At 61.5% G+C, this 25407-nt stretch carries 21 protein-coding genes; 14 read left to right on the top strand and 7 right to left on the bottom strand.

Annotated elements, in window-relative coordinates; genetic code table 11:
* Window positions 1-97 precede the first annotated feature (97 nt).
* The gene (greB, locus tag RF819_RS09470; RefSeq protein WP_078364760.1) at window positions 98-652 is read right to left on the bottom strand and encodes a transcription elongation factor GreB; all 555 of its coding nucleotides are present in this window, start codon (window positions 650-652) and stop codon (window positions 98-100) included.
* Window positions 653-674: 22 nt separating this feature from the next.
* Here greB and RF819_RS09465 point away from each other — a divergent pair, with 22 nt between their 5' ends.
* Entirely contained in the window at window positions 675-1190 is a 516-nt protein-coding gene (locus RF819_RS09465; RefSeq protein ID WP_200224485.1) for a CIA30 family protein, read from the top strand.
* A 16-nt stretch (window positions 1191-1206) separates the two neighbouring features.
* On the opposite strand, the gene RF819_RS09460 is transcribed toward RF819_RS09465, so the two are convergent.
* Window positions 1207-2217, bottom strand: a complete 1011-nt coding sequence (locus RF819_RS09460) for an SPFH domain-containing protein (protein ID WP_078366869.1) — start codon at window positions 2215-2217, stop codon at window positions 1207-1209.
* Between the two features lie 220 nt (window positions 2218-2437).
* On the opposite strand from RF819_RS09460, the gene RF819_RS09455 reads away from it, so the two are divergent.
* The 5 genes from RF819_RS09455 (at window position 2438) to RF819_RS09435 (ending at window position 7064) form a co-directional block, all read left to right on the top strand.
* On the top strand, window positions 2438-2737 hold the full coding sequence (locus RF819_RS09455) for an EF-hand domain-containing protein (protein WP_078364759.1): 300 nt from the start codon (window positions 2438-2440) through the stop codon (window positions 2735-2737).
* A gap of 79 nt (window positions 2738-2816) precedes the next feature.
* Entirely contained in the window at window positions 2817-3659 is an 843-nt protein-coding gene (locus RF819_RS09450) for a nucleotidyltransferase family protein (RefSeq protein WP_425319140.1), read from the top strand.
* A gap of 56 nt (window positions 3660-3715) precedes the next feature.
* Window positions 3716-5110 (top strand): aminopeptidase P N-terminal domain-containing protein, encoded by a 1395-nt coding sequence (locus tag RF819_RS09445; protein WP_078364758.1) that lies wholly within the window; start codon window positions 3716-3718, stop codon window positions 5108-5110.
* Between the two features lie 65 nt (window positions 5111-5175).
* Window positions 5176-6543, top strand: a complete 1368-nt coding sequence (locus RF819_RS09440) for a glutamine synthetase family protein (RefSeq protein ID WP_078364757.1) — start codon at window positions 5176-5178, stop codon at window positions 6541-6543.
* A gap of 80 nt (window positions 6544-6623) precedes the next feature.
* Window positions 6624-7064 (top strand): hypothetical protein, encoded by a 441-nt coding sequence (locus RF819_RS09435; RefSeq protein ID WP_078364756.1) that lies wholly within the window; start codon window positions 6624-6626, stop codon window positions 7062-7064.
* A gap of 33 nt (window positions 7065-7097) precedes the next feature.
* On the opposite strand, the gene pip is transcribed toward RF819_RS09435, so the two are convergent.
* Window positions 7098-8078 carry a prolyl aminopeptidase gene (pip, locus tag RF819_RS09430; protein ID WP_244899889.1) on the bottom strand — a complete coding sequence of 327 codons (981 nt, stop codon included), beginning with the start codon at window positions 8076-8078 and terminating at the stop codon, window positions 7098-7100.
* Between the two features lie 262 nt (window positions 8079-8340).
* Here pip and RF819_RS09425 point away from each other — a divergent pair, with 262 nt between their 5' ends.
* From RF819_RS09425 to RF819_RS09415, 3 genes are all read left to right on the top strand, one after another.
* Window positions 8341-10644 (top strand): NADP-dependent malic enzyme, encoded by a 2304-nt coding sequence (locus tag RF819_RS09425; protein ID WP_078364755.1) that lies wholly within the window; start codon window positions 8341-8343, stop codon window positions 10642-10644.
* A gap of 163 nt (window positions 10645-10807) precedes the next feature.
* Window positions 10808-11200 (top strand): guanyl-specific ribonuclease, encoded by a 393-nt coding sequence (locus RF819_RS09420; protein ID WP_078364754.1) that lies wholly within the window; start codon window positions 10808-10810, stop codon window positions 11198-11200.
* A gap of 33 nt (window positions 11201-11233) precedes the next feature.
* On the top strand, window positions 11234-11683 hold the full coding sequence (locus RF819_RS09415; protein WP_242472942.1) for a barstar family protein: 450 nt from the start codon (window positions 11234-11236) through the stop codon (window positions 11681-11683).
* A gap of 237 nt (window positions 11684-11920) precedes the next feature.
* Here RF819_RS09415 and rsmA read toward each other — a convergent pair whose 3' ends face one another.
* Genes rsmA through RF819_RS09395 form a run of 3 tightly spaced genes read right to left on the bottom strand, consistent with a single transcriptional unit; the run spans window position 11921 to window position 16529 of the window.
* The gene (rsmA, locus tag RF819_RS09405; RefSeq protein WP_078364751.1) at window positions 11921-12688 is read right to left on the bottom strand and encodes a 16S rRNA (adenine(1518)-N(6)/adenine(1519)-N(6))-dimethyltransferase RsmA; all 768 of its coding nucleotides are present in this window, start codon (window positions 12686-12688) and stop codon (window positions 11921-11923) included.
* Window positions 12689-12727: 39 nt separating this feature from the next.
* Entirely contained in the window at window positions 12728-14089 is a 1362-nt protein-coding gene (locus tag RF819_RS09400; RefSeq protein WP_078364750.1) for a peptidylprolyl isomerase, read from the bottom strand.
* A 10-nt stretch (window positions 14090-14099) separates the two neighbouring features.
* A complete protein-coding gene (locus tag RF819_RS09395; RefSeq protein ID WP_244899887.1) occupies window positions 14100-16529 on the bottom strand; it encodes an LPS-assembly protein LptD in 2430 nt (809 codons plus the stop codon).
* A gap of 69 nt (window positions 16530-16598) precedes the next feature.
* Here RF819_RS09395 and RF819_RS09390 point away from each other — a divergent pair, with 69 nt between their 5' ends.
* The 3 genes from RF819_RS09390 (at window position 16599) to RF819_RS09380 (ending at window position 20503) form a co-directional block, all read left to right on the top strand.
* On the top strand, window positions 16599-17771 hold the full coding sequence (locus tag RF819_RS09390) for an aminoglycoside phosphotransferase family protein (RefSeq protein WP_078364749.1): 1173 nt from the start codon (window positions 16599-16601) through the stop codon (window positions 17769-17771).
* A gap of 67 nt (window positions 17772-17838) precedes the next feature.
* On the top strand, window positions 17839-18600 hold the full coding sequence (locus RF819_RS09385) for a 16S rRNA (uracil(1498)-N(3))-methyltransferase (RefSeq protein ID WP_078364748.1): 762 nt from the start codon (window positions 17839-17841) through the stop codon (window positions 18598-18600).
* 184 nt (window positions 18601-18784) lie between these two features.
* Window positions 18785-20503, top strand: a complete 1719-nt coding sequence (locus tag RF819_RS09380; RefSeq protein ID WP_078364747.1) for a cation:proton antiporter domain-containing protein — start codon at window positions 18785-18787, stop codon at window positions 20501-20503.
* 40 nt (window positions 20504-20543) lie between these two features.
* Here the strand turns inward: RF819_RS09380 and RF819_RS09375 are convergent, their stop codons facing one another.
* Complete coding sequence (locus tag RF819_RS09375) at window positions 20544-21824, bottom strand: iron-containing alcohol dehydrogenase (protein WP_078364746.1); 1281 nt, start codon at window positions 21822-21824, stop codon at window positions 20544-20546.
* 122 nt (window positions 21825-21946) lie between these two features.
* Here RF819_RS09375 and RF819_RS09370 point away from each other — a divergent pair, with 122 nt between their 5' ends.
* Window positions 21947-24082 carry a dehydrogenase gene (locus RF819_RS09370; RefSeq protein ID WP_078364745.1) on the top strand — a complete coding sequence of 712 codons (2136 nt, stop codon included), beginning with the start codon at window positions 21947-21949 and terminating at the stop codon, window positions 24080-24082.
* On the top strand, window positions 24063-25400 hold the full coding sequence (locus tag RF819_RS09365) for an ABC1 kinase family protein (protein WP_078364744.1): 1338 nt from the start codon (window positions 24063-24065) through the stop codon (window positions 25398-25400). The genes RF819_RS09370 and RF819_RS09365 overlap by 20 nt, the downstream gene beginning before the upstream one ends.
* The last annotated feature ends 7 nt before the right edge of the window (window positions 25401-25407 follow it).

Below are 25407 nucleotides of genomic sequence, written 5' to 3'. Positions count from 1 at the left end.
GTTGATATCTATTTTGTAGCTACAAACCCTTGTTATATAAGGGCTATAGGCCAATTTGGCATTGATCTGCTGCAGCGTATCGTGGCCAGGCGAGACCTCACGGCGCCGGGTAACTCACCTTGAGCACCTCCACCTCACTGACCCGCCCGGGCATGACCAGCTTGAGCACATCACCCTCATAGGCTTTGAGCAGGGTGCGCGCAATGGGTGACACCCAGCTCACCTCACCAGCGGCGCTGTTGGCCTCGTCGATGCCGACAATCTTCACGCTGCGCTCGACGCCTTCGTCATCCACATAGGTGACAGTCGCGCCAAAAAAGATCTGGGTGTGGCCGTGGTGCACGGCCGGGTCGGCCACCACCGCGATCTCCAGGCGTTTGATCAGGAAACGGATGCGCCGGTCGATCTCGCGCAGGCGTTTTTTGCCGTACAGGTAGTCGCCGTTTTCGGAGCGATCCCCATTTTTGGCCGCCCAGTGCACGGCTTCCACAATCTTCGGGCGCTCCACCTCGACCAGTTCCCTGAGTTCGGCGCGCAGGGTGGCAAAACCCTGTGGCGTGATGTAGTTCTTGCCGCCCGGTGGCAACGGCGGCAACTGCAGTTCGTCGTCGTTGTTGCTGTCATCGGACTCTTTGGTGAAAGCCTTGCTCATGGGTGTTGTGGTGTGGGTCGTCATGCGCTCACAATGGCGCATCATGGTCAATGTTCTGAGGTTCGATACTGTAGCGGCCTGCGCCCTCTGGCAACCGATCGATGACCGGGTGATGGGAGGCTTGTCCAGTAGTCGCCTGCGTTTTGATGAGGCCGGCTGGGCGGTGTTCGAGGGGGTGGTGTCGCTGCAGAACCAGGGTGGTTTCGCCTCGGTGCGGGCCAGCACGCGGGTCCTGGCGCGGCAGGGTGTGGCGGGTTATGGCCTGACGGTGCGGGGTGACGGCCGGTCCTACAAGTTCAGCGTGCGCACCGAGACCAGCTTTGACGGCATGAGTTACCAGGCCAGCTTTCAACCAGCGGTTGACAGCTGGAGCGAGATCACGGTGCTGGTGGCGAGCATGCGGCCCACCATGCGTGGGCGGCTGGTGCCGCGTGCGCCCCGGCTGCAGCCCGAGCGGGTGTGTCAGCTTGGCTGGATGGTGGCCGACGGCAAAGCCGGGCCGTTTGCACTGGCCATCCGGCAGGTGACGGTGTTTTAGGCGCCTGGGCAACAGCTCACACCAGTTTTTTCAACAACTCAGCCTTCTTCGCAGCAAACTCGTCAGCCGTCAGAACGCCCCTGGTGCAGAGGTCGGCGAGTTTGTCCAAGGTGGCCATCAGCGCGTCTGCGTTCACGTCAGCGCCCGGCTTGGGTTGGCTGGCCGAAAGGTTTTGCGCCAGCACCTGGCCCATGGCCATACCGGCGCCCAGACCCATGCCGTCGGCAGCCAGGCCACCGCCGCCAGCCGAGCCTTCGGCCAACTGGGTCATCGCCTGTGCAGTCTGGTACTGCAGAAACTGGCCCATGTCCTGGCCCACCATGCCCATGCCGATTTTCTGGTCCAGCACCTTTTGCAGGTCCTCAGGCAAGGACAGGTTTTGCAGCGTGAGGCTCTCCAGTTGCAGGCCCAGCTTGGCAAACTCTGGCGCCAGTTGCTGGGTCAGCGCTTGCGAAAACAGGCCCTGGTTGGCGGCCAGATCCAGAAAAGCAATGCCGCTGCTGGCCACCGCCGTGCTGATGTTCTGCAACACCAGGCCACGCAACTGCCCCTCGATGTCTTGGGTGCTGTAGTGCTCCCGGGTGCCGGACACTTGGGTGTGGAACAGTTTGGCGTCGGCCACGCGGTAGCTGTAGTTGCCAAAGGCACGCAGGCGCACCGCACCAAAGTCGGCGTCACGCAGTGTGATGGGCTGGGGTGTGCCCCACTTCTGGTCGAGCTGCTGGCGCGTGCTGAAAAAGTAGACATCACTCTTGAATGGCGAGGCCAACAGCTTGTCCCAATGCTGCAGGTTGGTAAGCAGCGGCAGCGTCTGGGTGCTGAGTGTGTGGCTGCCAGGGCCAAACACATCGGCCACCTGGCCTTCGTTGACAAACAGCGCCAGCTGGGAGTCACGCACCACCAGCACCGCACCGTTCTGGATCTCCTGGTCTGCCATCGGGTAACGCCAGGCCAGGGTGCCGTCTTCAGCTTCCGTCCAGGCGATGACGTCCAGAAACTGTTTCTTGATGAAGTCCATCAGTGCCATGGGCTGCTCCTTGGGATCGAGGTTGTTCATGATACCCAGTGCTGGTTTGCACGCTGGCCGCACCTGGCAAACCACGGCGTTCCCCCAGAACGCCAAAAGGTAAGCAAATCCGTCTGAGGTAAGCAGGCGCTAGGCGGGGTAACAGCAGGCAAAAAGCCTTGTTGCTGAAGCTGGTGGGCGCTCCAATGGGGTGTCTATCCACTTGAATCGGAGCTCTTGTATGACAGCCAAATCCCATCCCCTGCGTTCTGCCACGGTAGCGTTGGCCCTCCTTAGCACCACCGCTGCGCTGTGGGCGCAACCCATGGACGTTGCCACACCAGCCACAGCCAGCCCCACTGCGGCCGCCAAGGGTTTGCTGGCAGCGTTTGACAAGGCCGACACCAACCAGGACGGCCAGTTGACCCCGGTCGAGGCCAAGGTCATTCCGGGTCTGTTGGCCAATTTTGATGCGGTGGACAGCAACCAGGACGGGCGGGTGTCCAGGCAGGAACTGGCCCAGGTCACCCAGCCCGACTGAGTTGGCGCCATTGTGTTGACCCTGAGCGCGTGGGGGCCGGCCCTTGGGCTATGCTTGAGGGCCAAAGCCCCCATGCCGCATGCCACCTTTTCTTGCCCCACCCCGCCCGCTGACCCCCGCTGACCCCAACACCCGCGCCTCGGCCATGCTGCTGGCGGCTGGCCGGGGCGAGCGCATGCGCCCACTCACCGACAGCTGTCCCAAACCCTTGCTGAGCGTGCAAGGCAAACCACTGATGCAGTGGCACCTGGAGGCGTTGCTGCGCGGTGGCACCCAGCAGGTGGTGATCAACACCGCCTGGCTGGAAAACCGGATTGTTCAGGCATTTGGTGATGATTTTGGCCTTGAGCCCTTATTTGATAAGGGCGAAGAGCTATCGAAATCGGAGTGTACGCAGCTGCGCTACTCGCTCGAAGGCCGTGACTTCGGCGGTGCATTGGAGACCGCTGGCGGCATCTGCCGGGCGCTGCCGCTGTTGTTCCCGGAGAAGGGCTCACCGGCGAGCGAGGTGTTTTGGGTGTTGGCGGCCGATGTCTACACGCCAGGTTTTGAATTTGCACAGGAGGCAGTGACGCGGTTTGCGACCAGCGGCCAACTGGCCCACATCTGGCTGGTGCCTAACCCGGCTCACAACCCGCGCGGTGACTTTGGCCTGGACACTAGCACGGGTCAAGCGCTGAACCTGCCCAAGGACGATCCGCAGCCGCGCTACACCTATTCCACCATCGGCCTGTACCACCGCGACCTGTTTGCGCCGCCCTGGTGCACCATCCCGCCGGGCAACCCGCAGGGTGTCAAAGCCGCGCTGGCACCTTTGTTGCGTGCCGCCATGGATGCGGGCCGGGTATCGGCTGAGCTGTATGACGGCCCCTGGACCGATGTTGGCACCCCCGAGCGGCTGGCCCAGCTCAATGGGCCCTGAATACACTTGCTTTTCTGGCTCACCCGCTTTTTGAATCCTTCGCCACGACACACACCATGACTTCACCCGACACCCGCACCCTTTATGCCCAACGCCGTGCCGCCTTGGCCCGCCACATCGGCCCAGGTGGCATTGCCATCCTGCCGACTGCACCCGAACAGCAGCGCAACCGTGACAGCGACTTCCTGTTCCGCCATGACAGCTATTTCTACTACCTGACCGGCTTCACCGAGCCCAAGGCCTGGCTGGTGGTGACCGGTGACGGCCGCAGCACCCTGTTCTGCCAGCCCAAGGACCTGGAGCGCGAAATCTGGGACGGCTACCGCCTGGGCCCTCAGGCTGCACCCGAGGCACTGGGTGTGGACGCTGCCTTTTCCGTGGCCGAGCTGGACAAACAACTGCCCGGCCTGATCGACGGTTGTGAGTCAGTCTGGTACCCGTTTGCCATCCACAACGGGCTGGAGACACGCATCAACGGCTGGCTCAGTGGCCTGCGCACCCGCGTGCGTTACGGCACCCTGTGCCCCGAGCAGCAACGCGACCTGTGTGGCCCGCTGGACGAGATGCGTTTGTTCAAGGACGCCCATGAACAAGACGTGATGCGCCGTGCCGCCGCCATCAGCGCCGGTGCCCATGTGCGCGCCATGCAGCGCTGCGTGGCCATGCTGCGCGCCGGGCAGGACGTGCGTGAGTACCACCTGGACGCCGAGTTGTTGCATGAGTTCCGCCAGCATGGCTCGCAGTACCCGGCCTATGGCTCCATCGTGGCTGCGGGCGCCAACGCCTGTGTGCTGCACTACCGTGCCGACGCAGGCCGGGTGCAGAACGGCGAGCTGGTGCTGATCGACGCGGGTTGTGAGCTCGACGGGTATGCCAGCGACATCACCCGCACCTTCCCGGCCAACGGCGCCTTCACCGGGCCGCAAAAGACCCTGTACGAGCTGGTGCTGGCTTCACAAGAGGCGGCGATTGCCGCCACCAAAGACGGTGCCCGTTTCACCGACCCGCACGACGCCACGGTCAAGGTGCTGGCGCAAGGTATGCTGGATGTCGGCCTGCTCGACAAAAACAAGGTCGGCAGCTTGGACGATGTGATCGAGAAACGCGCGTACTTTCCGTTTTACATGCACCGCACCGGCCACTGGTTGGGCATGGATGTACACGACTGCGGCGCCTACACCGAGCCCGGCGAGATCGGCCAAGTCAGTGAACGCCAAGACGCGCTCACCGGTGAACTCATCAAGAACCGCCCGGCGCGCATCTTGCGCAGCGGCATGGTGCTGACCATCGAGCCCGGCATCTACGTGCGCCCGGCGCCCGGCGTGCCCGAGGCTTTCCACAACATCGGGATCCGCATCGAGGACGACGCCATCGTGACTGACACCGGTTGTGAACTGATCACGCGCGGTGTGCCGGTGGCGGTGGCCGAGATTGAGGCGCTGATGCGATAAACCATCGAGGTGCCGCCGCAACCCCTTTGCGGTGGTGTGGATTCAACCTTCAACCGCGTTACATCATGCCTCAGTCCCAGCCCGCTACCTCCCGGCCCAATACCCCCGAGCAGCTTCGCGCCTTTTTCCAGCAGCACGGTGTGCGGGATGTGGAGTGCCTGTTTGCCGACATCTCGGGTTACCCACGTGGCAAGCTGATGCCGGCGGACCGTTTTGCTGACGGTGCCGAGTTGCGCATCTGCCAGGCAATCCCGATGCAGGCCGTCACCGGTGAATATTCCTACAACCCGGTGTTCCCAGACAGCGACCCCGATGTGCGGATGCTGCCCGACTACAAGACGCTCACGCTGGCGCCCTGGGCCAGCACAGCGCGCGCGGTGGCCGTGCACGACTGTCTGGAGCTCAATGGTGAGTTGTGCACTTTTGCGCCACGCAGCACGCTCAAACGGGTGCTGGCGCAGTACATGACCCTGGGGTTGACGCCGGTGGTGGCGCCGGAGATCGAGTTTTACCTGACCGCAGCCAACAGCGACCCAGCGCAGGCGCTGATACCGCCCACCGTGCGTGGTGGCCGGGCCGAGGTGGGTCAGAGCGCCTTCAGCCTGAACATGCTCAACGAACTCGCGCCGTTCTGGGACGAGTTCCGCGCTGCGCTGGTCACGCTCCACATCGACGCCGACACCTGGATCCACGAAGTCGGCCCGACCCAGTACGAGATCAACCTGATGCATGGCAACGCGGTGGCCGTGGCTGACCAGGCCTTCCTGTTCAAGTACGCAGCGCGCGAGATTGCCCTCAAACACGGGTTAAACGCGGTGTTCATGGCCAAACCGATTGCGGGCAGCTCAGGCAGCTCGATGCACTTACACACCAGTGTGGTGGATGCCGCAGGCGCCAACGTGTTCAGCTTGGCGGATGGTTCGGACAGCCCGCTGTTTGGTCAGTTCATCGCCGGGCTGCAGACTTTCGGGCCCGAGCTGATGCTGATGTTCGCCCCCAACGTGAACTCCTACCGGCGTTATGTGGCAGGTAGCCAGGCACCGACCAACATGGCCTGGGGCTTTGATAACCGCACCACCGGGCTGCGTATTCCAGCGAGTGCCCCGGTGGCGCGGCGTGTGGAAAACCGTGTGGCCGGTGCCGATGCCAACCCCTACCTGGCCATTGCCGCCACGCTGGCAGCTGGCCTCGCGGGCTTGCAGCAACAGTTACAAGCCTCCGCGCCATTGGCCAGCAACGGTTATGACGAGGCCCACGGCCTGCCGCGTAGCCTCGATGAGGCGCTGCAAAAAATGCAGCACAGTGCCCTTGCCAGACAAGCGTTTGGGGATGATTTTGTAACGGGATATTGCGCGGTCAAGGCGCTGGAACACGCCCACTACCAGAGTGAGGTCAGCGCCTGGGAGCGGCGGTATTTGCTGCCCCAGGTCTGAGTCCTCAAGCGAGTGGGTGCCTGGCCCAGGCACTTACGTCTGCTTACAGGCCGGTTCAAAGTCGTTCCTAGAATGGTTTGATGAACAAACCAATCTTTTCCTTGGCCGCTTGCCTGTGTGCTTTCTCGTTGTCCAGCGCGGTTTTCGCTGCGGATGTGGGGGTCTCGGTCAACATCTCCCAGCCCGGGTTTTATGGCCGTATCGACCTTGGCCGGGTGCCGCAACCGGTGGTGATTTACCCGCAGCCGGTGGTCATTGAACACCGTGGGCCGGTGTGGCGCGAGCCGATCTACCTGCGTGTGCCACCGGGGCACGAACGGCACTGGGACACACATTGCCGCCGTTACAACGCCTGTGGCCAGCCGGTGTATTTTGTGCAGGACCGCTGGTACCGGGAGGTGTATGCACCGCGCCACCACAGAGAACCACCACGGCGTTATGAAGATCGCGACCCGCGTCGGGATGGACGGTTTGACCATGGCCGCCACGGTCCCAGGGATGCGTGGCGCTACAACGATTGATCAGATCAAGGCGCCGCCGACAGGCGGTGCGGCTTACAAGCTGCCGGTCAGCTTGAAGCGTTCGGTGGCGGCCACCAGCGCGCTGGCAATCCCCGGCTCGGAGGCCGCATGGCCAGCATCATCCACCACCTCGAACGTGGCCAGCGGCCAGGCCTGGCGCAGTTGCCAGGCAGTGCGTGGCGGGCAGACCACGTCATACCGGCCCTGGATGATGACGGCAGGCAGATGCCTGATCCGGTCCATCTGGGCAATCAGCTGCCCTTCAGACAAAAACATCTTGTTGCAAAAATAGTGCGCGCCCAGGCGCCCGACACCCAGCGCCACACTGGCAGCGCTGAACATGCGCGCCACTTCAGGGCGAGGCACCAGGTGCAGACAATTGGCCTCGTAGCGGCTCCAGGCCTGGGCCGCCCGCAGGTTCTCTGTGGGGCTGTCACTGAACAGGCGTTTCACATAAGCCGCCAGCAGGTCATCACGCTCGTCCTCGGGGATCTGCTTCACAAACTGGGCGTGTTCGTCTGGGAAAAACAGGGGCATACCCTGCAAAAACCAGTCGATTTCGGCCTGTGTGCCAAGGAAAATGCCGCGAAGGATAAAGCCGGTGCAACGCTGGGGGTGCGCCTGCCCATAGGCCAGCGCCAGTGTGGAACCCCAGGAGCCGCCGAAAATCAGCCAGTCCTCGATGGCCAGCATCTCACGCAGTTGTTCGATGTCGTCGACCAGCAGCTGGGTGGTGTTCTGGCGCGGTTCGCCAAGCGGGGTGGACTGCCCCGAGCCGCGTTGGTCAAACAGCACAATGCGGTAATACGCCGGGTCAAAAAACTGCCGATGGCTGGGCGCGGTGCCTGCGCCTGGGCCGCCGTGCAAAAACAGCACCGGCACACCCTCCGGGTTGCCACTCTCTTCCCAATACAGCGTGTGCAAGTTATCAACCGGAAGTTTGCCGCTGCGATAAGGTTTCACGGGTGGAAACAAATCGGTGACGGCGTAGGTGTCAATTTTGTTGTCGCGCACGTTGGGTCAGTGGGATGGTGTGAAAAACGAAGTGGAACGAAACATATCAACGCAGTGCCCTATTGTCGGGGAATCTGCTCAAAAAGTGAAACAGCTTTGTTACAACGCACGACATGGACAGCTGTGTGTGTGCGAGTGATTGGCCGTCTTTGTCCTAAGCGTTTTCACCCACGGGCTGGCTCCAAGCTCGGGCCTACAATTTGCGCCCTTTACCCTCATACAGTGTGGCCAAGCGCCACGCTCCTGGCCGCCGGAGACCCGCATGCCCCATAACAACCCTGACGACAAGCGTGCCCAATTGCGCCGCGCGGCACTGGATTACCACCAGATGCCCACACCGGGCAAGATCGCCATCGCCGCGACCAAACAACTGACCAATCAGCACGATCTGGCGCTGGCCTATTCACCCGGCGTGGCCGCGCCCTGTGAAGAAATTGTCAAGGACCCCAACAACGTTTTTAAATACACCAGCCGTGGCAACCTGGTGGCGGTGATCACCAATGGCACGGCGGTGCTGGGGCTGGGTGACATCGGCCCGTTGGCGGCCAAGCCGGTGATGGAAGGCAAGGGCGTGCTGTTCAAGAAGTTCGCCGGTATCGATGTGTTTGACATCGAGATCAACGAAAAACACGACTTGGACAAGCTGGTCGACATCATTGCCTCGCTTGAACCAACCTTTGGCGGCATCAATCTGGAAGACATCAAAGCCCCCGACTGCTTCTATGTCGAGCGCAAGCTGCGCGAACGCATGAAGATCCCGGTATTTCATGACGACCAACACGGCACCGCGATCTGCGTTGGAGCCGCCATCCTGAACGGGCTCAAGGTGGCGGGTAAAGACCCGTCGCAGGTCAAGCTGGTCACCTCGGGTGCCGGTGCGGCAGCGCTGGCCTGCCTGAGCTTGCTGGTCAAGCTGGGTTTCGCGCGTGAAAACATCTATGTCACCGACCTGGCGGGGGTGGTTTATGAAGGCCGCACCGAGTTGATGGACGACGACAAGGCCTTCTTTGCGCAGAAAACGACGGCGCGCACCTTGGGTGAGGTCATTGAAGGCGCCGATGTGTTTCTCGGCCTGTCCGCCGGTGGGGTGCTCAAGCCCGACATGGTGCGCAAGATGGCCGCGCGACCGCTGGTGTTTGCGCTGGCCAACCCCACGCCCGAGATCCTGCCCGAAGAGGTGAAAGCTGTGCGTGACGACGCCATCATCGCCACTGGTCGCTCGGACTACCCCAATCAGGTCAATAACGTCCTGTGTTTTCCGTACATCTTTCGCGGCACGCTGGATGCAGGCGCCTCCACCATCACCATCGAGATGGAGATTGCGGCTGTGCACGCCATTGCCGAGCTGGCGCAAGCAGAGCAGAGTGAAGTGGTGGCGGCTGCTTATGCGGGTGAAAAACTCGTGTTTGGCCCGGAATATCTGATCCCGAAACCGTTTGACCATCGGCTGATGATGAAGATCGCCCCGGCAGTGGCCCAGGCGGCGTTTGACAGCGGTGTGGCCACACGCCCGATCCAGGACATGGCTGCCTACCGCCAGCAGCTGCAAAGTTTTGTGTATGCGTCTGGTACGGTGATGAAACCCATTTTCAGCGCCGCCAAAAAAGGTCTCAAAAAGCGTGTGGTGTATTCCGAGGGTGAGGATGAGCGCGTGCTGCGGGCCTGCCAGATTGTGGTGGACGAAGGTCTGGCGCTGCCAACCCTGATCGGCCGCCCGGCGGTGATTGCCGAGCGCATCGAGAAATTTGGCCTGCGCCTGCGCGAGGGGGACGATTACGCGGTGGTCAATGTTGAGAAGGACCACCGCTACCGCGATTTTTGGCAAACCTACCACCGCATGACCGAACGCAAGGGCGTCACCGAGCAGATGGCCAAGATCGACATGCGCCGTCGCTTGAGCCTGATTGCCTCCATGCTGTTACACAAAGGTGATGTGGATGGCATGATTTGTGGCACCTGGGGCAGCCTGGCGCTGCATCTGAATTACGTGGATCAGGTGGTGGGCAAACGCGCTGGTGTGACCACCTACGCCTGCATGAATGGCTTGTTGCTGCCGGATCGCCAGATTTTTCTGGTCGACACCCACATCAACTACGACCCGAGCGCCGCCCAGTTGGCTGAAATCACCACCATGGCCGCCGAGGAAATGAAGCGTTTTGGCATCACCCCTAAAGCAGCCTTGTTGTCGCACTCTAATTTTGGGAGCAGCAACCAGCCCACAGCCGTCAAAATGCGTGACACACTGGATTTGCTGCGCGCCAACACCCCGTGGCTCGATGTGGACGGTGAAATGCATGGTGATCTGGCCCTGGACGGCAAGTCGCGTGCGTCCCTGATGCCCAACAGCACATTAACAGGTGATGCCAACCTGCTGGTGTTGCCCAATCTGGACGCCGCCAATATCTCCTACAACCTGCTGAAAACCGCCGCGGGTGGCAACATCGCCATTGGCCCGGTGCTGCTGGGTGCGGCCAAACCCGTGCACATCCTGACCGCCAGTACCACGGTGCGTCGCATCGTCAACATGACCGCCTTGACGGTCGCCGACGCCAACGTCAGCCGATAAAAAACCACCAGCACAAAAATCGAGGGAACAGGTCCACGGGGCTGTATTCCCACACAGCCATTGCTCATTGTTTGAGCAATGGCTTGCATTTATTTGGCAAATCAACGACACTTACGCCCTTGGAAGTACGGGTTTACCCTGAGTAATTAAGGAACGCTGGTCCATGTTGCGGTTTGAAAAATTTAAGTTGGTGATCACTGGCTTATGTTTGATCGCAATGTTGACACCGGGCGCGATCCAGGCCAAAACAAACGCGCCGACAAACATCCAAGCCACCATTCGTGTGACGGAGTTGCCCAAACAGGGCGAGCAGATGTTGGCGTTGATTCATCAAGGCGGGCCGTTTGCCAGCGAGAAAGATGGCTCTGTGTTTGGCAATCGGGAGAGGTTGTTGCCACCTTTTAAACGGGGTTACTACCGGGAGTACACCGTAGCGACTCCTGGGGTGAGTCATCGGGGAGCCAGGCGGATTGTGTGTGGTGGGCCACCAAAAATACCTGACATCTGTTACTACACCGCCGATCACTATGCGAGTTTTCGCAAGATCGTGCCCTGAATTTGAATTGTTACTTTGAACAGAAGAGAGAAGATGAATATGTTACTTGACCAGGCAACCCTCAAGCCGCCGGCCACATTGGCCGACGTGCCTTTGCGCGGTGTGCGGCCCAATATTGTTCAGTCTATCCGGGCATTCCGAGTGCCGGATCTGCAGGCCGCAGCGCAAGGTTTGGGGCATCACTTTTTGTATGCCAACCTGGCCAATGCCCAGAGCAAGCAGGATGTGCTGGATCTGATCAGCCAGCAGTTCATGTTGACTGTGCAAGTCGGCAAGAACTTCGACTCCCTGTACGACAGCATGACCGACCCGGTCCACAAGTCGGGCCCGCAGCCTGGTTTCATCGCGGTGCTGGAACACATTCCGGCCAATGCCAAGTTTGACAAGGAAGCGCGTGAGCAGTTGCTCGACATCTTCCGCGACACCGCTGATTACTGGGGGGACAGAAAAATACCCTTCAGGTGTTTCTATTCTTTTCTGTAGCCCGTTCTGCACACACCAGCCAAGCAGAACGGGCGAACGAGGCAAACAACGGCGTGACCACGGACAGTGGCCAAGCGGACGAAGTGTTAGCTGACAACGGCGAGAAAATGCCAACCGACAAGTTATTGGACATTTCGCCCCAAGCACTGCGCATGAGCAGCCCCTTTAATGCGGGGTACTGGACAGCCAGTTAAGCAGTAACCGGCACTTCAAAAAGCCTGACTTGTCAGGCTTTTTTTATGCTCGGGCCACGGCCAGCGCCAGCGCGATGTAATCGTCCACGGGCACCTCTTCGGCGCGGCGCTGGACATCAAACTCGCCCGCAAAGTTCCTGGCCTGCAGCCACTGACCCAGGGTGTGGCGCAGCAGCTTGCGGCGCTGGCTGAAGGCCACCTGTACCAGCTCGCTGAGCAAGGCCACGTCCACGGCGGCCGGATTGTCACGCGGCACCATGCGCACCACGGCACTGTCGACACGGGGTGGCGGTTCGAAGCTCTCTGGCGGCACCAGCAGCACGTTGTCCATGGCGTAACGCCACTGCAGCATGACACTCAGGCGCCCGTACGCGGCCGTGGCAGGGCGCGCCACCATGCGGTCGATCACTTCCTTTTGCAGCATGAAATGCTGGTCTTCAATCAGGTCCACATACTGCAGCAGATGGAACAGGATCGGTGTCGAGATGTTGTAAGGCAGGTTGCCGACCACTCTTAATTTAAGAGCATCTGGCTCTTTATTTATAAGGGTAAAGTCGACTTTTAATACATCAGATTCAATCACCCGCAGCTGCCCGTGAGCGCGCAGGCGCAGCGCCAGATCGCGGTCCAGCTCAATCACAGTGAGGATACCGAGACGCTCCACCAGAGGTTGCGTCAGCGCAGCCAGACCCGGCCCAATCTCGACCATGGCCTGGCCGGGCTTGGGATCAATGGCGTCGACGATGGCATCGATGATGCCGCCGTCGGTCAAAAAGTGCTGTCCGAAACGCTTGCGCGCGATGTGTTTCATGTGGGAGGGGTGGAGAAAGGGGCGTGCAGGTCGGGCGTTTTATTGCGGCTGCTCGCGCATTTCCACATAGGCCCGGGCGCGCACTTCTTGGGCCCAGCTCAGATAGGTTTCGTCGAGCTTCTTCTCGCGCAGCATGGCGCGGGTGGCCTCGCGCTGCTGCTCTGCCGTCAGGCTGACTTTGCGGCGTTCCAGCAACTGGATCAGGTGCAGACCAAAACGCGACAGCAGCGGGTCGCTGACCTCACCAGGAGCCAAGCGGTTCATGGCTGCTTCAAACTCCGGCACAAACATGCCCGGGCTGGCCCAACCTAGGTCACCTCCTTGTGCGGCACTGCCATCCTGTGAGTTGTCACGCGCCAGGGTCGCAAAATCCGCCTGCTGGGTCACCACCAGCTTTTTGAAATCGCTGAGTTTGCGGCGCGCATCGGCCTCACTCAGGCGGGCGCTGGGTATCAGCAAGATGTGGCGTGCATGGCTTTGTGTGACTGCCATGGTGGGCGCGCCGGGGCGGACTTTTTCCACCACTTTGAGAATATGAAAACCGGCGGGCGAGCGCACCAGGTCCGCCACGTCACCCACCGACAAAGCCGCTGTGGCTTGAACGAACAAGTCCGGGTAGCGGTTGGTGCTGCGCAGACCCAGTTGGCCACCGTTGGCCTGGTCGACCGCGTCTGAGAACTCCCGCACCAGGGCAGCAAAGTCGTCACCCTTGCGGGCACGCTCTTGGGCACGTTGCGCCCGCAGTTTCAAGGCATCCACTTGCTGGGGGGTGGCGGATTCAGGCACGGCCACCAGAATCTGCGCGATATTGATTTGGGTGTCGCCGGTGGGGGCGGCACTGGTCTGGTCACGCAGGAACTGGTCGATGTCTTGCTCACTCACGCGAATGCGTGACTCCACATCGCGTTCGCGCAGGCGCTGCAACAGGATCTGATCCGACAGCTGGCTGCGAAACTGGCTCACCGACTGGCCCTCGCGCACCACACGGCGGCGCAGTTCGGCCACATCCAGCTGATTTTGCGCCGCAATCGCCTGTTCGGCTTGGTCGATGGCCGACTCTTCCACGCGCAGCCCGGTGTCACGCGCAGTTTGTAACTGCGCCTTGCGGTTGATCAGTGCCTCCAGGACCTCTGGCAAGAGCAGCCCGATATCGGGCGGTGCACGCCGCTGTTGCTCCAGTTGCTGGTACTCACGTTGTGCCTCGCGCATGACCTCGGTGTTGGTGATGGGCTCCGAGTTCACCACCGCGACGATGAAGTCCGCTTGGGCCAAGGCCGACTTGCCAACTACCGGCGATGGCGCAGGTGTGGCATCCGGCACGCGCAGGCCTTGGGCTTGTGCCTGGCTTAGCACACCAAGTGCCAGCATGGCCATGGAAAGGGTCTTGAGACGGTGGGTCATGGTGGTTGGTTCAATCGTAATTGCTGAAACGGCTGGGTGAGCCCGCCGGTTGGCTCAGGCTCTGATAACCGGGGATATTGTTTTTGAGGGCCTGCAGCGGGTTGACACCCAAACCGGTGAACCCGACAAACACCAACTGGAACATGATGCTCTGGCTTGCACGGCTGGTACCGGTCTGCAGCCGCTCAAACACCACACGCCCCAGCCAACAACTCGCATCGTACTCAAAACCCAGCACCGCATTGACCATCTGGCCTTCGTTGACGCCGTAGTTCAGGCGCCCGACGCTGTACCAGCGGCCTGCACTGTCACCCATGGTCATGGCCTGCTTGCTGCTGCCCCACAGGTCGGCCAGTGGCCACTGCCAGCTCAGGTCGATCTGTTCACTGCTGGCACGCTGAAAGCGGTAGGCGGCGTTCAAGATGCGGTAACTGCCGGGACGGTAAGTGGCGTTCAAGGTGGAGCGCGAGGTGCGTTCGATGTCCGGGTTGTATTGCACGGTGCCGCCAAAGTTCCAGCGTGGGTCCCAGTTGACCGAGCCGCTGAGCAGCAAATCACTGACGCGGTCGGTCAGCGCAGTGCCACCTGGCAAGGTCACTTTTTGATCATCAAACAAAATCCGCTGTGCCACACCAAAACGGGCTGCCTCGGCACCGGTATCAGGGTCGAGCAGGCGGCTGGTGACACCCAGGGTCATCTGATGGCTGTCAGAAATGCGGTCATTGCCAACAAACGCATTTTCCGTGTAGATGGTCGACAAATTGAAGTCGTTGGCGCCCGAGTCGTAATTGGGCAGAAAACTCTGGTCACGGTAAGGGGTGTGGACATAAAAAGCCCGCGGCTCTAGTGTCTGGTTCAGTTTGCGGCCGAAGAATTCGGTGTCGCGTTCAAACACCAGGCCACTGTCCAGGCTGAAGGTGGGCAACACCCGGCTGGCCTGCTTCTGACCCGTGCTCAAGGGAGCGTCAAATTCGTATTGCGTGGCATGAAATTGAAGCTTGGGGGTGATGAACCCCTCCGGGGCGCGCCAGGAGCGGCTGACCTGCATCAAAGAAAACAGGCGCTGTCCGTTGTTTTGGTTGGATACTTTGTTATCGGATTCGAAGCGTGTGTAGTCCATATCCAGCGCCAGGTTCAGGCCCGATTCGGTCTCGCTCGCGTAATGCGTGGTGAGCTGCGGCATCCGGTTGTACGGTGGCACGATATTGGCTGCGCTGTTTTCCAGATCTTGCAGGGTTTGCCACTTGAGCACCCGCACCATGCTGGTGAACGGGCCGTTGGCCCAGGACAACTGGGCATCGTTGGCCAGCAAACGCTGGGTGTTGGCGGCCACCAGCGCCGCGTCGTTGACCGACAGCTGGCCGGTGGTCACCGTGGCGCGGGAGAAGTCTTTCCAGTAGTTGTCGTCACTGACGCGGTTCAGGTTCAGGTTCAGGTTGAAGCCGTTGTCGGCCCAGTCGCTGTTGATCTTGGCTTGGTGGTTGGCATTCAAACTCCAGCGGCTGCGATCGCGCAAATCGTCGCTGCCCATCCAGTCCATTTTGGCCGTGCCTGTGTAATCCGGCTCCAGGTAGCGGAATTCGGTGCCGAGGTTGAGCCCGCGCTTGGTCATCAGTGTGGGGGTGATGGTGGCATCCCGGTTCGGCGCGATGTTCCAGTAATAGGGTTGTGCCAACTCAAAACCGTTGACGTTGCCCAGGCCGATGGTGGGTGGCAACAAGCCCGACTTGCGCTGGTCACTCAGCGGAAAGGTGACGTACGGGATCGGCAGCACGGGCAAGCCTTTGAAGCTCAGTACCGCCCCCTCGGCGGTGCCGACGTCTTCGGCGTTGTCGATGCCGATCCGGCTGGCCTTCAGGATCCAGGCGGGCAACCAGTCCGGGCCACCGTCACGTTTGCAGGTCGTGAAGGTGGCGTTGTGGATGACGGCCCGCTGGTCATCGAGAAAGTTCACCCGGTCAGCCTGGCCGTGGCCGTCATTCTTGAGGAAATGGTAATTGGGGGTGTTGAAAAAGCCTTCAAACGCATCCACCCGCAACTCCAGTAGCGGCCCCTCGAAAATATTGCCTGCGCGGTTGATGCGCACATGACCGATCGCACGCGCCAGATCGGTGGGCTGGTTGTATTCCAGCCTGTCGGCCTTGATCACCATGTCGGCCTTGCGAAACATGGCATGGCCCTCCACCACGGTTTCCAGATCGGTGCGACCGGAGATGGTGTCGCCAGAGACAAAACTGGGCAACAGGCTGCGCGTGAGTGGGCTGATCGATTCCTCCAGCTTGGCACTGTTCCTGAGTTGCAGCAGTTCGATGGGGACCCCCTCCTGCTCCTGCGCCAGCACCAGCGTCGGTGCCAGCAGGCCACCGACCACACACAGGCCCAGCTCGCGCCAACGGCCACCATCTGCCCGAAAGAAGGGGTCAAGCATCAGAAAGAACATCGGGCGAGGCATCAGAGGCCATGTTGGATTAAAGAGGGACAAAAAGGCGGTCAGTAGAATGGATTATCCATGAGCCAAGCCAACCCCACCCCACTGATTCCTAGCCCCATCGTTTGGACCGACGCGCAGCGCGCCACGCAGTTTGAGCGATGGTTGAGTACAACCGCCGCAGAACACGGTCTGCAACCGGACAGCTTGCGTCTGGCCAGCGCTGATGCCAGCTTCAGGCGTTATTTCCGCATCAACAGCCCCTCTGGCAGCCGCATCATCATGGATGCCCCGCCCGAGCGCGAAAACTGTCAGCCCTTTGTCAAAGTGGCGCAGCTCATGCACGACGCGGGACTACACGCGCCCGAAGTGCTGGCCTGGGACGAGTCTCTGGGCTTCATGTTGCTGAGTGATCTGGGTGGCCAGACCATGATGCAGGTCATTGATCAAACCCAACCACAGGCCAATTTGCCGCTGTACCTGCAGGCGGTGGACGCGTTGATCACCTGGCAGCTGGCTTCCAAACCCGGCGTGCTACCACCCTACGACGAAGCGCTGCTGCGCCGCGAGCTGGAACTGTTCCCAGACTGGTACCTGGTGCAGCACAAGGGTGTGGCCATCGACCAGGGCATGCGTTTCACGCTGGACAACACGTTCAAACAGATCATTGCCACCAATCTGGCACAGCCCAGTGTGTTTGTGCACCGGGATTTCATGCCCAGAAATCTGATGGCCCCCACGCTTGTCGCTGCGCGTACTGCGCTGCCCCCCGAGGGGGCCGTTTCGCCTTGGGGCGGCCCGGCGGCGAAACCTCTGATGGCCCCTGCCAGCCCTGGCGCTCAGTTAGGTGTGCTGGACTTCCAGGACGCGGTCTACGGCCCAATCACTTACGACATTGCCAGTCTGATGCGGGATGCCTTCCTGAGCTGGGAAGAGGACTTTTGTCTGGACGTGACGGTGCGTTATTGGGAAAAAGCACGCAAGGCGGGCTTGCCGGTGGGCGACGACTTTGGTGAGTTTTACCGCGGTGTGGAGTGGATGGGCCTGCAGCGCCACCTCAAAGTGGCCGGCATCTTTGCCCGCCTCACGCTGCGCGACGGCAAGCCGCAGTACCTGGCCGACACACCGCGTTTTATCCATTACATCCGCAGCACCTGCGCCCGTTACCGTGAACTCAAACCGCTGCTTCGGCTGATCGACAAAGTCGAAGGTTTTGTGGAGCCTGATGTTTTTGGTTTTGGGCGTCAAGCATAAAATCAGGCTCTGGCCCTTTTATAAAAAGGGCTAACAGCTATTTAATTGATAGTTATTAAAGTCATCCATGCCGCGTTTTTACTGCCCGACTCCCCTCCACCCTGGCGCTTTGTTGGAGCTGCCTGCGGGCGCGGCGCGCCATGTGCAGGTGTTGCGGCTGCAGCCGGGGGACGGCATCACGCTATTCACCGGTGACAGCTCGGGTGAATACAGCGCCAGCGTGACCCAGATGGGCCGCAGCCATGTGCAGGTGCAGGTGGGCGACTATCTGGCCACCCAACGCGAGCCCGCCCTGCGGGTGCATCTGGTGGTGGGCATGCCCGCCAACGAACGCATGGACTGGCTCGTGGAAAAAGCCACCGAACTCGGTGTGGCCAGCATCCAGCCGCTGATGACCGAACGCAGCGTGCTGCGCCTGAGTGGTGAGCGTGCCGACAAAAAGGTGGCGCACTGGCACAGCGTGGCGGTGGCCGCCTGTGAGCAATGTGGTGGCAACCGGGTGCCGGTGATCCACCCGGTGGCAACGCTGGCGCAGTGGCTCCCAAGCCATACCGAGCGTGTTGCCGCCGCCCCCGCTGCTGGCCAGCCGCTTGGGCTGTTGTTGTCCTTGGCTGCGGGTGCGCGGGCGGTGCGTGAGGCCGTGGTCCCACGCCTGACCCAGAGCGCCAACTCACCCGACATCCACTTTCTGTCTGGCCCCGAGGGTGGCTTGAGCCCGGCCGAAGAGGCCGCCGCTTTGCAGGCAGGTCTGAACCCGGTGACCCTGGGTCCGCGGGTGTTACGCGCCGAAACCGCCGCACTGGCCGCATTGAGCGCCTTGCTGGTGTAGACGGTGTTTTGGCGGTGGTGCGCCAAGGCCTGTGTTTTCAGCAGCAGCTGTGCTGGTGAAAAACCTTTGAGTGGCGCTGCAAAAGTCCGCCCAATCCGGCGACGCCGGGAAAAGAGTGTGGTAAGTTGCAACAGCGGCTCTGCCGCACCACCCTTTGCCACCCATCACGAGGAATTTTGTACCCATGCCACATGACGTCAGCCTGATCGCCACCATTGCCGCCGCTTTTGGGCTGGCGCTGTTATTTGGTCTGGTCGCGGCGCGTTTAAAAATGCCACCGCTGGTGGGTTACCTGCTGGCGGGCATCATGGTCGGGCCGGCCACACCGGGTTTTGTGGCCGATGTGGGCCTGGCCGGGCAGCTGGCCGAAATCGGCGTCATGCTGCTGATGTTTGGGGTCGGCCTGCACTTTTCGCTGGATGATCTGATGGCGGTGAAACGCATCGCGGTGCCCGGTGCCATCGTTCAGATTGCCGTGGCCACCCTGCTGGGCATGGCCACCGCGTCCCTGTGGGGCTGGGGCCTGGGTGCCTCGGTGGTGTTTGGCCTGTGCCTGTCGGTGGCCAGCACGGTGGTGCTGCTGCGTGCACTGGAGGCCCGGGGCATCCTGAAATCGATCAACGGGCAGATTGCCGTGGGCTGGCTGGTGGTGGAAGACCTGGTGATGGTGCTGGTCCTGGTGCTGCTGCCCGCACTGGCTGGTCTGTTGGCCGAACCGGGCGATGCCGCAGCCGTTGGGACTTCCTCGGGGGCCATCTGGACCACCGTGGGCATCACCCTGGCCAAGGTCAGCAGCTTTGTGGTGTTGATGCTGGTGGTCGGGCGTCGCGTGTTGCCCAAGCTGTTGTGGGCCGTGGCCAAGACCGGATCCCAGGAATTGTTCACCTTGTGTGTGGTGGCCATCGCCGTGGGTGTGGCTTTTGGTGCGGCCAAGCTGTTTGATGTGTCGTTTGCCTTGGGGGCGTTTTTTGCCGGCATGATGATGCGCGAGTCGGAGTTCAGCCACCGCGCGGCACAAGAATCGTTGCCGCTGCGCGACGCGTTTGCGGTGCTGTTTTTTGTCTCGGTCGGCATGTTGTTTGACCCGAGTGTGATCCTGGGCCAACCGTTCAAACTGCTGGTGGTGGTGGCCATCATCATGGTCGGGAAAACCGTGGCCGCCGTCGGCCTGGCGTTGCTGTTCCGATACCCACTCAATACCGCCTTGACGGTGGGCGCCAGCCTGGCGCAGATTGGTGAGTTCTCGTTCATCCTGGCCGGGCTCGGCGTGACGCTGGGCCTGTTGCCCACGGAGGGCCAAAGCCTGGTGCTGGCGGGTGCACTGATCTCGATTGCCGCCAACTCGGCGGTGTTTGCGGTCATCGAACCCGTGCGCGCCTGGATTCTGCAGCGCTCAGAGTTGGCCCGTCGCATGGAGCAGCGCGAAGATCCGTTGGCCGAGCTGCCCGTGGCCACCCCCAGAGCGGTGTTGACCGGGCAAGTGGTACTGGTGGGTTATGGCCGTGTCGGTCGGCGCATTGCGGAGGACCTGCGGGCGCACCAGGTGCCGTTTGTGGTGGCCGAGCAAAACCGAGACCTGGTGGACAGCTTGCGCGCTGACGGGGTTCATGCCGTCAGCGGTGATGCCTTGGCACCTGATGTGCTGATCCAGGCCCATGTGGCCGAGGCCGCGATGCTGGTCATCGCCATCCCGGACTCGGTGCAGGCGCGCAAGATGGTCGAGATCGCTACCACCCTCAACCCCGGCATCGCAGTGGTGCTGCGCAGCCACAACGAGGAAGAGGCCAGCCTGCTGCGCCAGGACAGCCTGGGCACGGTGTTTCTGGGTGAGCAGGAGCTGGCACGCGGCATGAGTGCACACATCCTGCAGCAATTCAACGCTGCCCCAGCTGCCGTTGCCTGAGGCCCGTCCCGCAGGGGGCTGGGTTGTCGGGCAGTCTGGGTCAGGCTTTTTTGCGGGTGGTGGCACGTCGCCGCAGCACGGCTGGGGTGACGGCCGGGTCCGGCAAGATCTGGCGGATCACGTTTTCACACTCGGCCTGGGTCAGGTAGCGCGGCACCGGGTAGTTGGTTTCGGCTTCGTGGCAGGCGGCGCTGGCCAGCGCAGGGATGTCTTTCTTGCGCAGCGCCGCCAGTGTGGGCGGAATGCCCAATTGGGTGTTCAAGGCATCGATGGCATCCAGAAACTTCTGGGCCAAGGCGGCTTCACTCTCGCCTGCGGCGCCCAGCTTGGCCCGCAGTGCCAAAGTGGCCAGCTGTGGCTGGATCGCCGGGCTCAAAAAGCGCAGCACATGCGGCAGCACAATGGCATTGGCCAGGCCGTGGGGGGTGTGGTAGAGGCCACCCAGCTGGTGGGCGATGGCGTGCACATAACCCACATTGGCCCGGGTGAAGGCCTGACCGGCATCGTTGGCGGCGAGCGCCATTTTTTCGCGGGCGGCCAGGTCCTGGCCGTTGGCGAAGGCGACCGGCAGGGCCTCAAAAATTTTGCTGACGGCGGACAGCGCCATCTGGTTTGTGAAGCGTGTGCCCCAGTGGCCAATGTAGGCTTCGATGGCATGGGTCAGCGCGTCCATGCCGGTGGCAGCGGTAATGTCGGGTGGCAGGCCCAGCATCAGGCTCGGGTCCAGCGCGGCCATGCGCGGCACGATGCGGGTGTCGGCAATCACCAGTTTGCTGTGGGTGTCGGGGTCCGAAATGACGGCTGCCACCGTGACTTCGGAGCCGGTGCCTGCGGTGGTGGGCACTGCGTAAATGGGCGCTGGTGCGCGCAGCCCCTTGAAGTAGCCCGCCAGTTGCACCGGGTGTTTGTTGTTGGCTGCCGCCAGCGCAATGGCTTTGCCCGCGTCTATGGCTGAGCCGCCGCCAAAGGCCAGAACCGCGTCACAGCCCTGGCTTTTGAACAGCGCCACCCCTTGTTCAATCAGCGCCACGGGTGCGTCGGGCAACATCTTGTCGAACACCACATAGGCCAAACCACCGGCTTTGAGCGCTTGCAGCATCGGCAACATCAGGCCCAGTTTGGCGATCACCGGGTCGGTCACGATCAATATCCGTTGGTGATCAAAGTCACAGATGGCCTGCCCCAGGCGTGCGCTGGCCCCCGGGCCGACCAATAATGTCGGCTGGGGAATCGGCAGCAAGCGTGTGGCCACGCCAACTGCGCGCATCAGCGTCGATAAGCCCGCAGAACGCAGTCCACTTGTCAGTAAATTCGCCAACATTGCGCTTACCCTTCTTCATAGAATGAAACACCCACCCGCGCCATCACAGGCGGCATGATGCACTGCGTGCCATCGTCCGTGTAGTTGTGGCTCTCCAAACCAGCATTGAGTGATGTTCTTCTATGAAAACAGTGATTGGTATCAGCCTTGGGTCCAGCGCCCGAAACTTCGAGTTCAACACCCGTTTTCTGGGTGAGTCCTTGCATGTCCAGCGCCTGGGCACCGACGGCAGCCTGGCCAAGGCCAGCAAGCTGGTGAAAACCTGGGACAAACGTGCCGATGCCATTGGCCTGGGGGTGCTCAAGGACAGCTACAAAGCGGGCAGCCACCGCTTTGTTGACAAAGACAGCGCCAAACTCAAATCGGTGGCGCACAAAGCGCCAGTCACCATGGGCGGACCGCTGGGTGACATCCTGCAGGAGTGGGCATTGCGCCACACCCAGGTGGCGCTGGGCCACTATTTCAACAACGCGCGGGTGCTGTTTTTCTCGGGTTTAAAAAACTACAAACTCGCGATGTCGATGGCCGAGTACACCAGCAACCTGCAGTTTGCCGACCCGCTGACCCAGCTGGCGGTGCCCAAGTTGTTGACCAGCTTGCAGGCGTTACAGCTGTATGCCAGTGGTGCGCATTACGTCAAGGACTGGTCGCTGCCATCGGCTTTGAACAGTGGACCCGTCAAAGAGTGGACGCGCTTTTTGCTGCGCAAGGCCATGCAAAAGGCCAGTGTCATCGTCGCGCCGGTTCATGAACTCGACGAATTTGGTCTGGAAGAGCTGGCGGGCAAAACCATCATTACCTCCACCGTGAGCGACGAGCGCCTGGCAAGTTTTGCCGCCAAGGGCGTGCACCTGGTGATCGACGGTGCACCGGTGTTGCACGGCCACAGCCTGGGGCCGGACCTGCTCGACGCCATGATCTGTGCCGCCAGCGGCAAGGCGCCCGAAGACATTCTGGAAGACGATTACCTGGAGATCATCACCGGCCTGCAGCTGGAGCCACGCATCCTCTACCCCAATGGCTTCAAGCGGGTGAACCGTTTTGCCTTTGTGATCCACCCGCTCTCTCAAGAGTATTTCAAGAAGGTCAAGCCAATTGACCTGCTGTCGCAGGTTTCGCCACCGGTGATGATGAACTCGCTGGAAAGAATCATGGCCTATGCGCCGCCGTTTGTCTATTCCCATGTGAGCGGCATCCAGTCACCCACCGGGGTCGAGGCCGAGGGCTGGCTGATCTCGGTGGGCGGCACGCCCAGGGAAATCATGCGCCACAGCCCGGAGTTCACCTACCGCCGGCTGCTCGATGCCGCCGCCACCGCGCAGCGGCTGGGTGCGCAGATCATGGGGCTGGGTGCCTTCACCAAGGTGGTGGGGGATGCCGGGGTGACGGTGGCCAAACGCTCGCCACTGCCCATCACCACCGGCAACAGCTACAGCGCTTCCGGCGCCTTGTGGGCCGCGCATGACGCACTGATGCGCCTGAACCTCTTGCCCAAGCCGCGTGGCAAAGAACGTATCCCATTCAAGGCCATGGTGGTCGGTGCCACCGGCGCCATTGGCTCGGTGTGCGCACGCCTGATCGCCAAGGTGGCGCAAGAGGTGTATCTGGTGTCCCCCGAGACCGCCAAGCTGCTGGCGCTGAAAGAATCCATCCTGCGTGAAACGCCTGACGCGCAGCTGTTTCTGTCCGCCAAGGCCGACAAGGACATCGCCGAGATGGACATGATCGTCACCGCCACCTCGGGGGCTGGCAAAAAGGTGCTCGACATCATGCAGGTGAAACCGGGCTGCGTCATCACCGACGTGGCGCGCCCGCTGGACCTGCCCGCCAGCGAGGTGGCCAAACGCCCCGATGTGCTGGTGATCGAATCCGGTGAGATCCAGCTGCCCGGTGAGCACATCCGCATGAAAAACATCGGCCTGCCCAAAGGTGTGGCCTACGCGTGCCTGGCCGAGACGATTGTGCTGGCGTTGGAGGGCCGCTTTGAGAACTTCACCGTCGGTCGCGCCATCGAGTGGGAGAAGGTGCGTGAGATCTACAAGCTCGGCCTCAAACACGGCATGAAGTTGGCCGCCATCAGCGGTGTCAACGGGCCGTTCAGCGACGAAGACATTGCCCAGGTGCGCAAGCTGGCGCTGGCGGCTCGCAAAAAAGGCCAAGTCAGTCGAACCAAATTGCCCAAAGTCGCTCCGACAGAGATCAGGAAACGCCCCCGCGCACCCAGAAGGTTGACCGTTGATGCCACACAGCAAGTTTGAATCGAAAGCGCTGGCCGTTCCCAGCGGCCGCCTGTCACGCCTGGCCCGTTTTGGCGGCATGGCGTCCAACATTGCCGGGGGCATGTTGCTCGACGGCGCCCGCCAGCTGGCCCAGGGCAAACGCCCCTCGGTGAGTGATCTGCTGCTGACCCCGGCCAACGCGATCAAGGTCACCCACCAGCTGGCCCAGTTGCGTGGTGCGGCGATGAAGGTCGGGCAACTGCTGTCGATGGACGCAGGTGACATGCTGCCGCCTGAGCTGGCCGAGATTCTGGGGCGCCTGCGCTCCGAGGGGCACCACATGCCACAAAGCCAGCTCAACGCCGCACTCAACGCCCACTGGGGCAGCGGCTGGCAACAACGTTTTGAAACTTTTTTATTCCAACCCATCGCTGCTGCGTCCATCGGCCAGGTGCACCGTGCCACCACCAAAGACGGGCGCGAGCTGGCGATCAAGATCCAGTACCCCGGCGTGCGCCGCAGCATCGACAGCGACGTGGACAACGTGGCCTCGCTGATGCGCCTCTCAGGTGTGTTGCCCAAGACGCTCAACATCGCGCCGATGTTGGCGGAGGCCAAGCGCCAGCTGCATCAGGAGGCCGATTACCAACGCGAAGGCCAGTACCTGCAGCGTTTTGCCGAGCTGCTGGCCGACTCGCCCGAGTTCCTGGTGCCCAAGTTACACGCCGACTTCACCACCCAGAGTGTGCTGGCGATGGACTTTGTGGACGGTGTGCCCATCGAGTCGCTGGTGGACGCGCCGCAGGAAGAGCGTGACCGCCTCATGACGCTGCTGATTGGCCTGCTGTTTCGCGAGTTGTTCGAGTTTGCGCTGATGCAGACCGACCCCAACTTTGCCAACTACCGCTACAACACCTCTACCCGGCAACTGATCCTGCTCGACTTTGGCGCCACCCGCGTCTTTCCGCCAGAGATGGCGCCGGCCTACCGCCAACTGATGCAAGCTGGCCTGGCCGGTGACCGCGCTGGCGCGCGCCAGGCCATGATCAACATCGGCTTTTTTGACGAGCACGCGTTGCAGCGCCATCAGGACGCGGTGATCAACATCTTCGAGCTGTCGCTGGAGCCGCTGCTCCAAACCGGCGACTACGACTTTGGCAACACCGACGTGGCGCTGCGCCTGCGCGATGCCGGCATGGCGATTGGTGAGCAGCGCGATTTCTGGCACATCCCGCCGATGGACACGCTGTTTTTGCAGCGCAAGTTTGGCGGTGTCTACATGCTGGCCAGCCGTCTCAAGGCGCGTGTGAACGTGCGTGCGCTGATGGAAAAGTACCTGTCCACCAGCGCCGCTTGATGATCCT

Origin of the sequence: Rhodoferax fermentans, assembly GCF_002017865.1 — a bacterium.
GTDB lineage: Bacteria > Pseudomonadota > Gammaproteobacteria > Burkholderiales > Burkholderiaceae_C > Rhodoferax > Rhodoferax fermentans.
The sequence above is the reverse complement of the archived record's forward strand: the minus strand, read 5'-3'. Positions and strand labels throughout refer to the sequence as shown.

Bases quoted from the DNA above. Each gene is read 5' to 3' on its own strand.
- rsmA (WP_078364751.1), bottom strand. From the start codon at position 12,688: ATGAAACACATCGCGCGCAAGCGTTTCGGACAGCACTTTTTGACCGAC.
- RF819_RS09440 (WP_078364757.1), top strand. From the start codon at position 5,176: ATGCCTCAGTCCCAGCCCGCTACCTCCCGGCCCAATACCCCCGAGCAG.
- RF819_RS09370 (WP_078364745.1), top strand. From the start codon at position 21,947: ATGAAAACAGTGATTGGTATCAGCCTTGGGTCCAGCGCCCGAAACTTC.
- RF819_RS09415 (WP_242472942.1), top strand. From the start codon at position 11,234: ATGAATATGTTACTTGACCAGGCAACCCTCAAGCCGCCGGCCACATTG.
- RF819_RS09385 (WP_078364748.1), top strand. From the start codon at position 17,839: ATGCCGCGTTTTTACTGCCCGACTCCCCTCCACCCTGGCGCTTTGTTG.
- RF819_RS09400 (WP_078364750.1), bottom strand. From the start codon at position 14,089: ATGACCCACCGTCTCAAGACCCTTTCCATGGCCATGCTGGCACTTGGT.
- RF819_RS09435 (WP_078364756.1), top strand. From the start codon at position 6,624: ATGAACAAACCAATCTTTTCCTTGGCCGCTTGCCTGTGTGCTTTCTCG.
- RF819_RS09460 (WP_078366869.1), bottom strand. From the start codon at position 2,217: ATGGCACTGATGGACTTCATCAAGAAACAGTTTCTGGACGTCATCGCC.
- RF819_RS09450 (WP_425319140.1), top strand. From the start codon at position 2,817: ATGCCACCTTTTCTTGCCCCACCCCGCCCGCTGACCCCCGCTGACCCC.
- RF819_RS09455 (WP_078364759.1), top strand. From the start codon at position 2,438: ATGACAGCCAAATCCCATCCCCTGCGTTCTGCCACGGTAGCGTTGGCC.
- RF819_RS09445 (WP_078364758.1), top strand. From the start codon at position 3,716: ATGACTTCACCCGACACCCGCACCCTTTATGCCCAACGCCGTGCCGCC.
- greB (WP_078364760.1), bottom strand. From the start codon at position 652: ATGAGCAAGGCTTTCACCAAAGAGTCCGATGACAGCAACAACGACGAC.
- RF819_RS09375 (WP_078364746.1), bottom strand. From the start codon at position 21,824: ATGTTGGCGAATTTACTGACAAGTGGACTGCGTTCTGCGGGCTTATCG.
- RF819_RS09420 (WP_078364754.1), top strand. From the start codon at position 10,808: ATGTTGCGGTTTGAAAAATTTAAGTTGGTGATCACTGGCTTATGTTTG.
- RF819_RS09365 (WP_078364744.1), top strand. From the start codon at position 24,063: ATGCCACACAGCAAGTTTGAATCGAAAGCGCTGGCCGTTCCCAGCGGC.
- RF819_RS09390 (WP_078364749.1), top strand. From the start codon at position 16,599: ATGAGCCAAGCCAACCCCACCCCACTGATTCCTAGCCCCATCGTTTGG.
- RF819_RS09380 (WP_078364747.1), top strand. From the start codon at position 18,785: ATGCCACATGACGTCAGCCTGATCGCCACCATTGCCGCCGCTTTTGGG.
- RF819_RS09425 (WP_078364755.1), top strand. From the start codon at position 8,341: ATGCCCCATAACAACCCTGACGACAAGCGTGCCCAATTGCGCCGCGCG.
- RF819_RS09465 (WP_200224485.1), top strand. From the start codon at position 675: ATGCGCTCACAATGGCGCATCATGGTCAATGTTCTGAGGTTCGATACT.
- RF819_RS09395 (WP_244899887.1), bottom strand. From the start codon at position 16,529: ATGTTCTTTCTGATGCTTGACCCCTTCTTTCGGGCAGATGGTGGCCGT.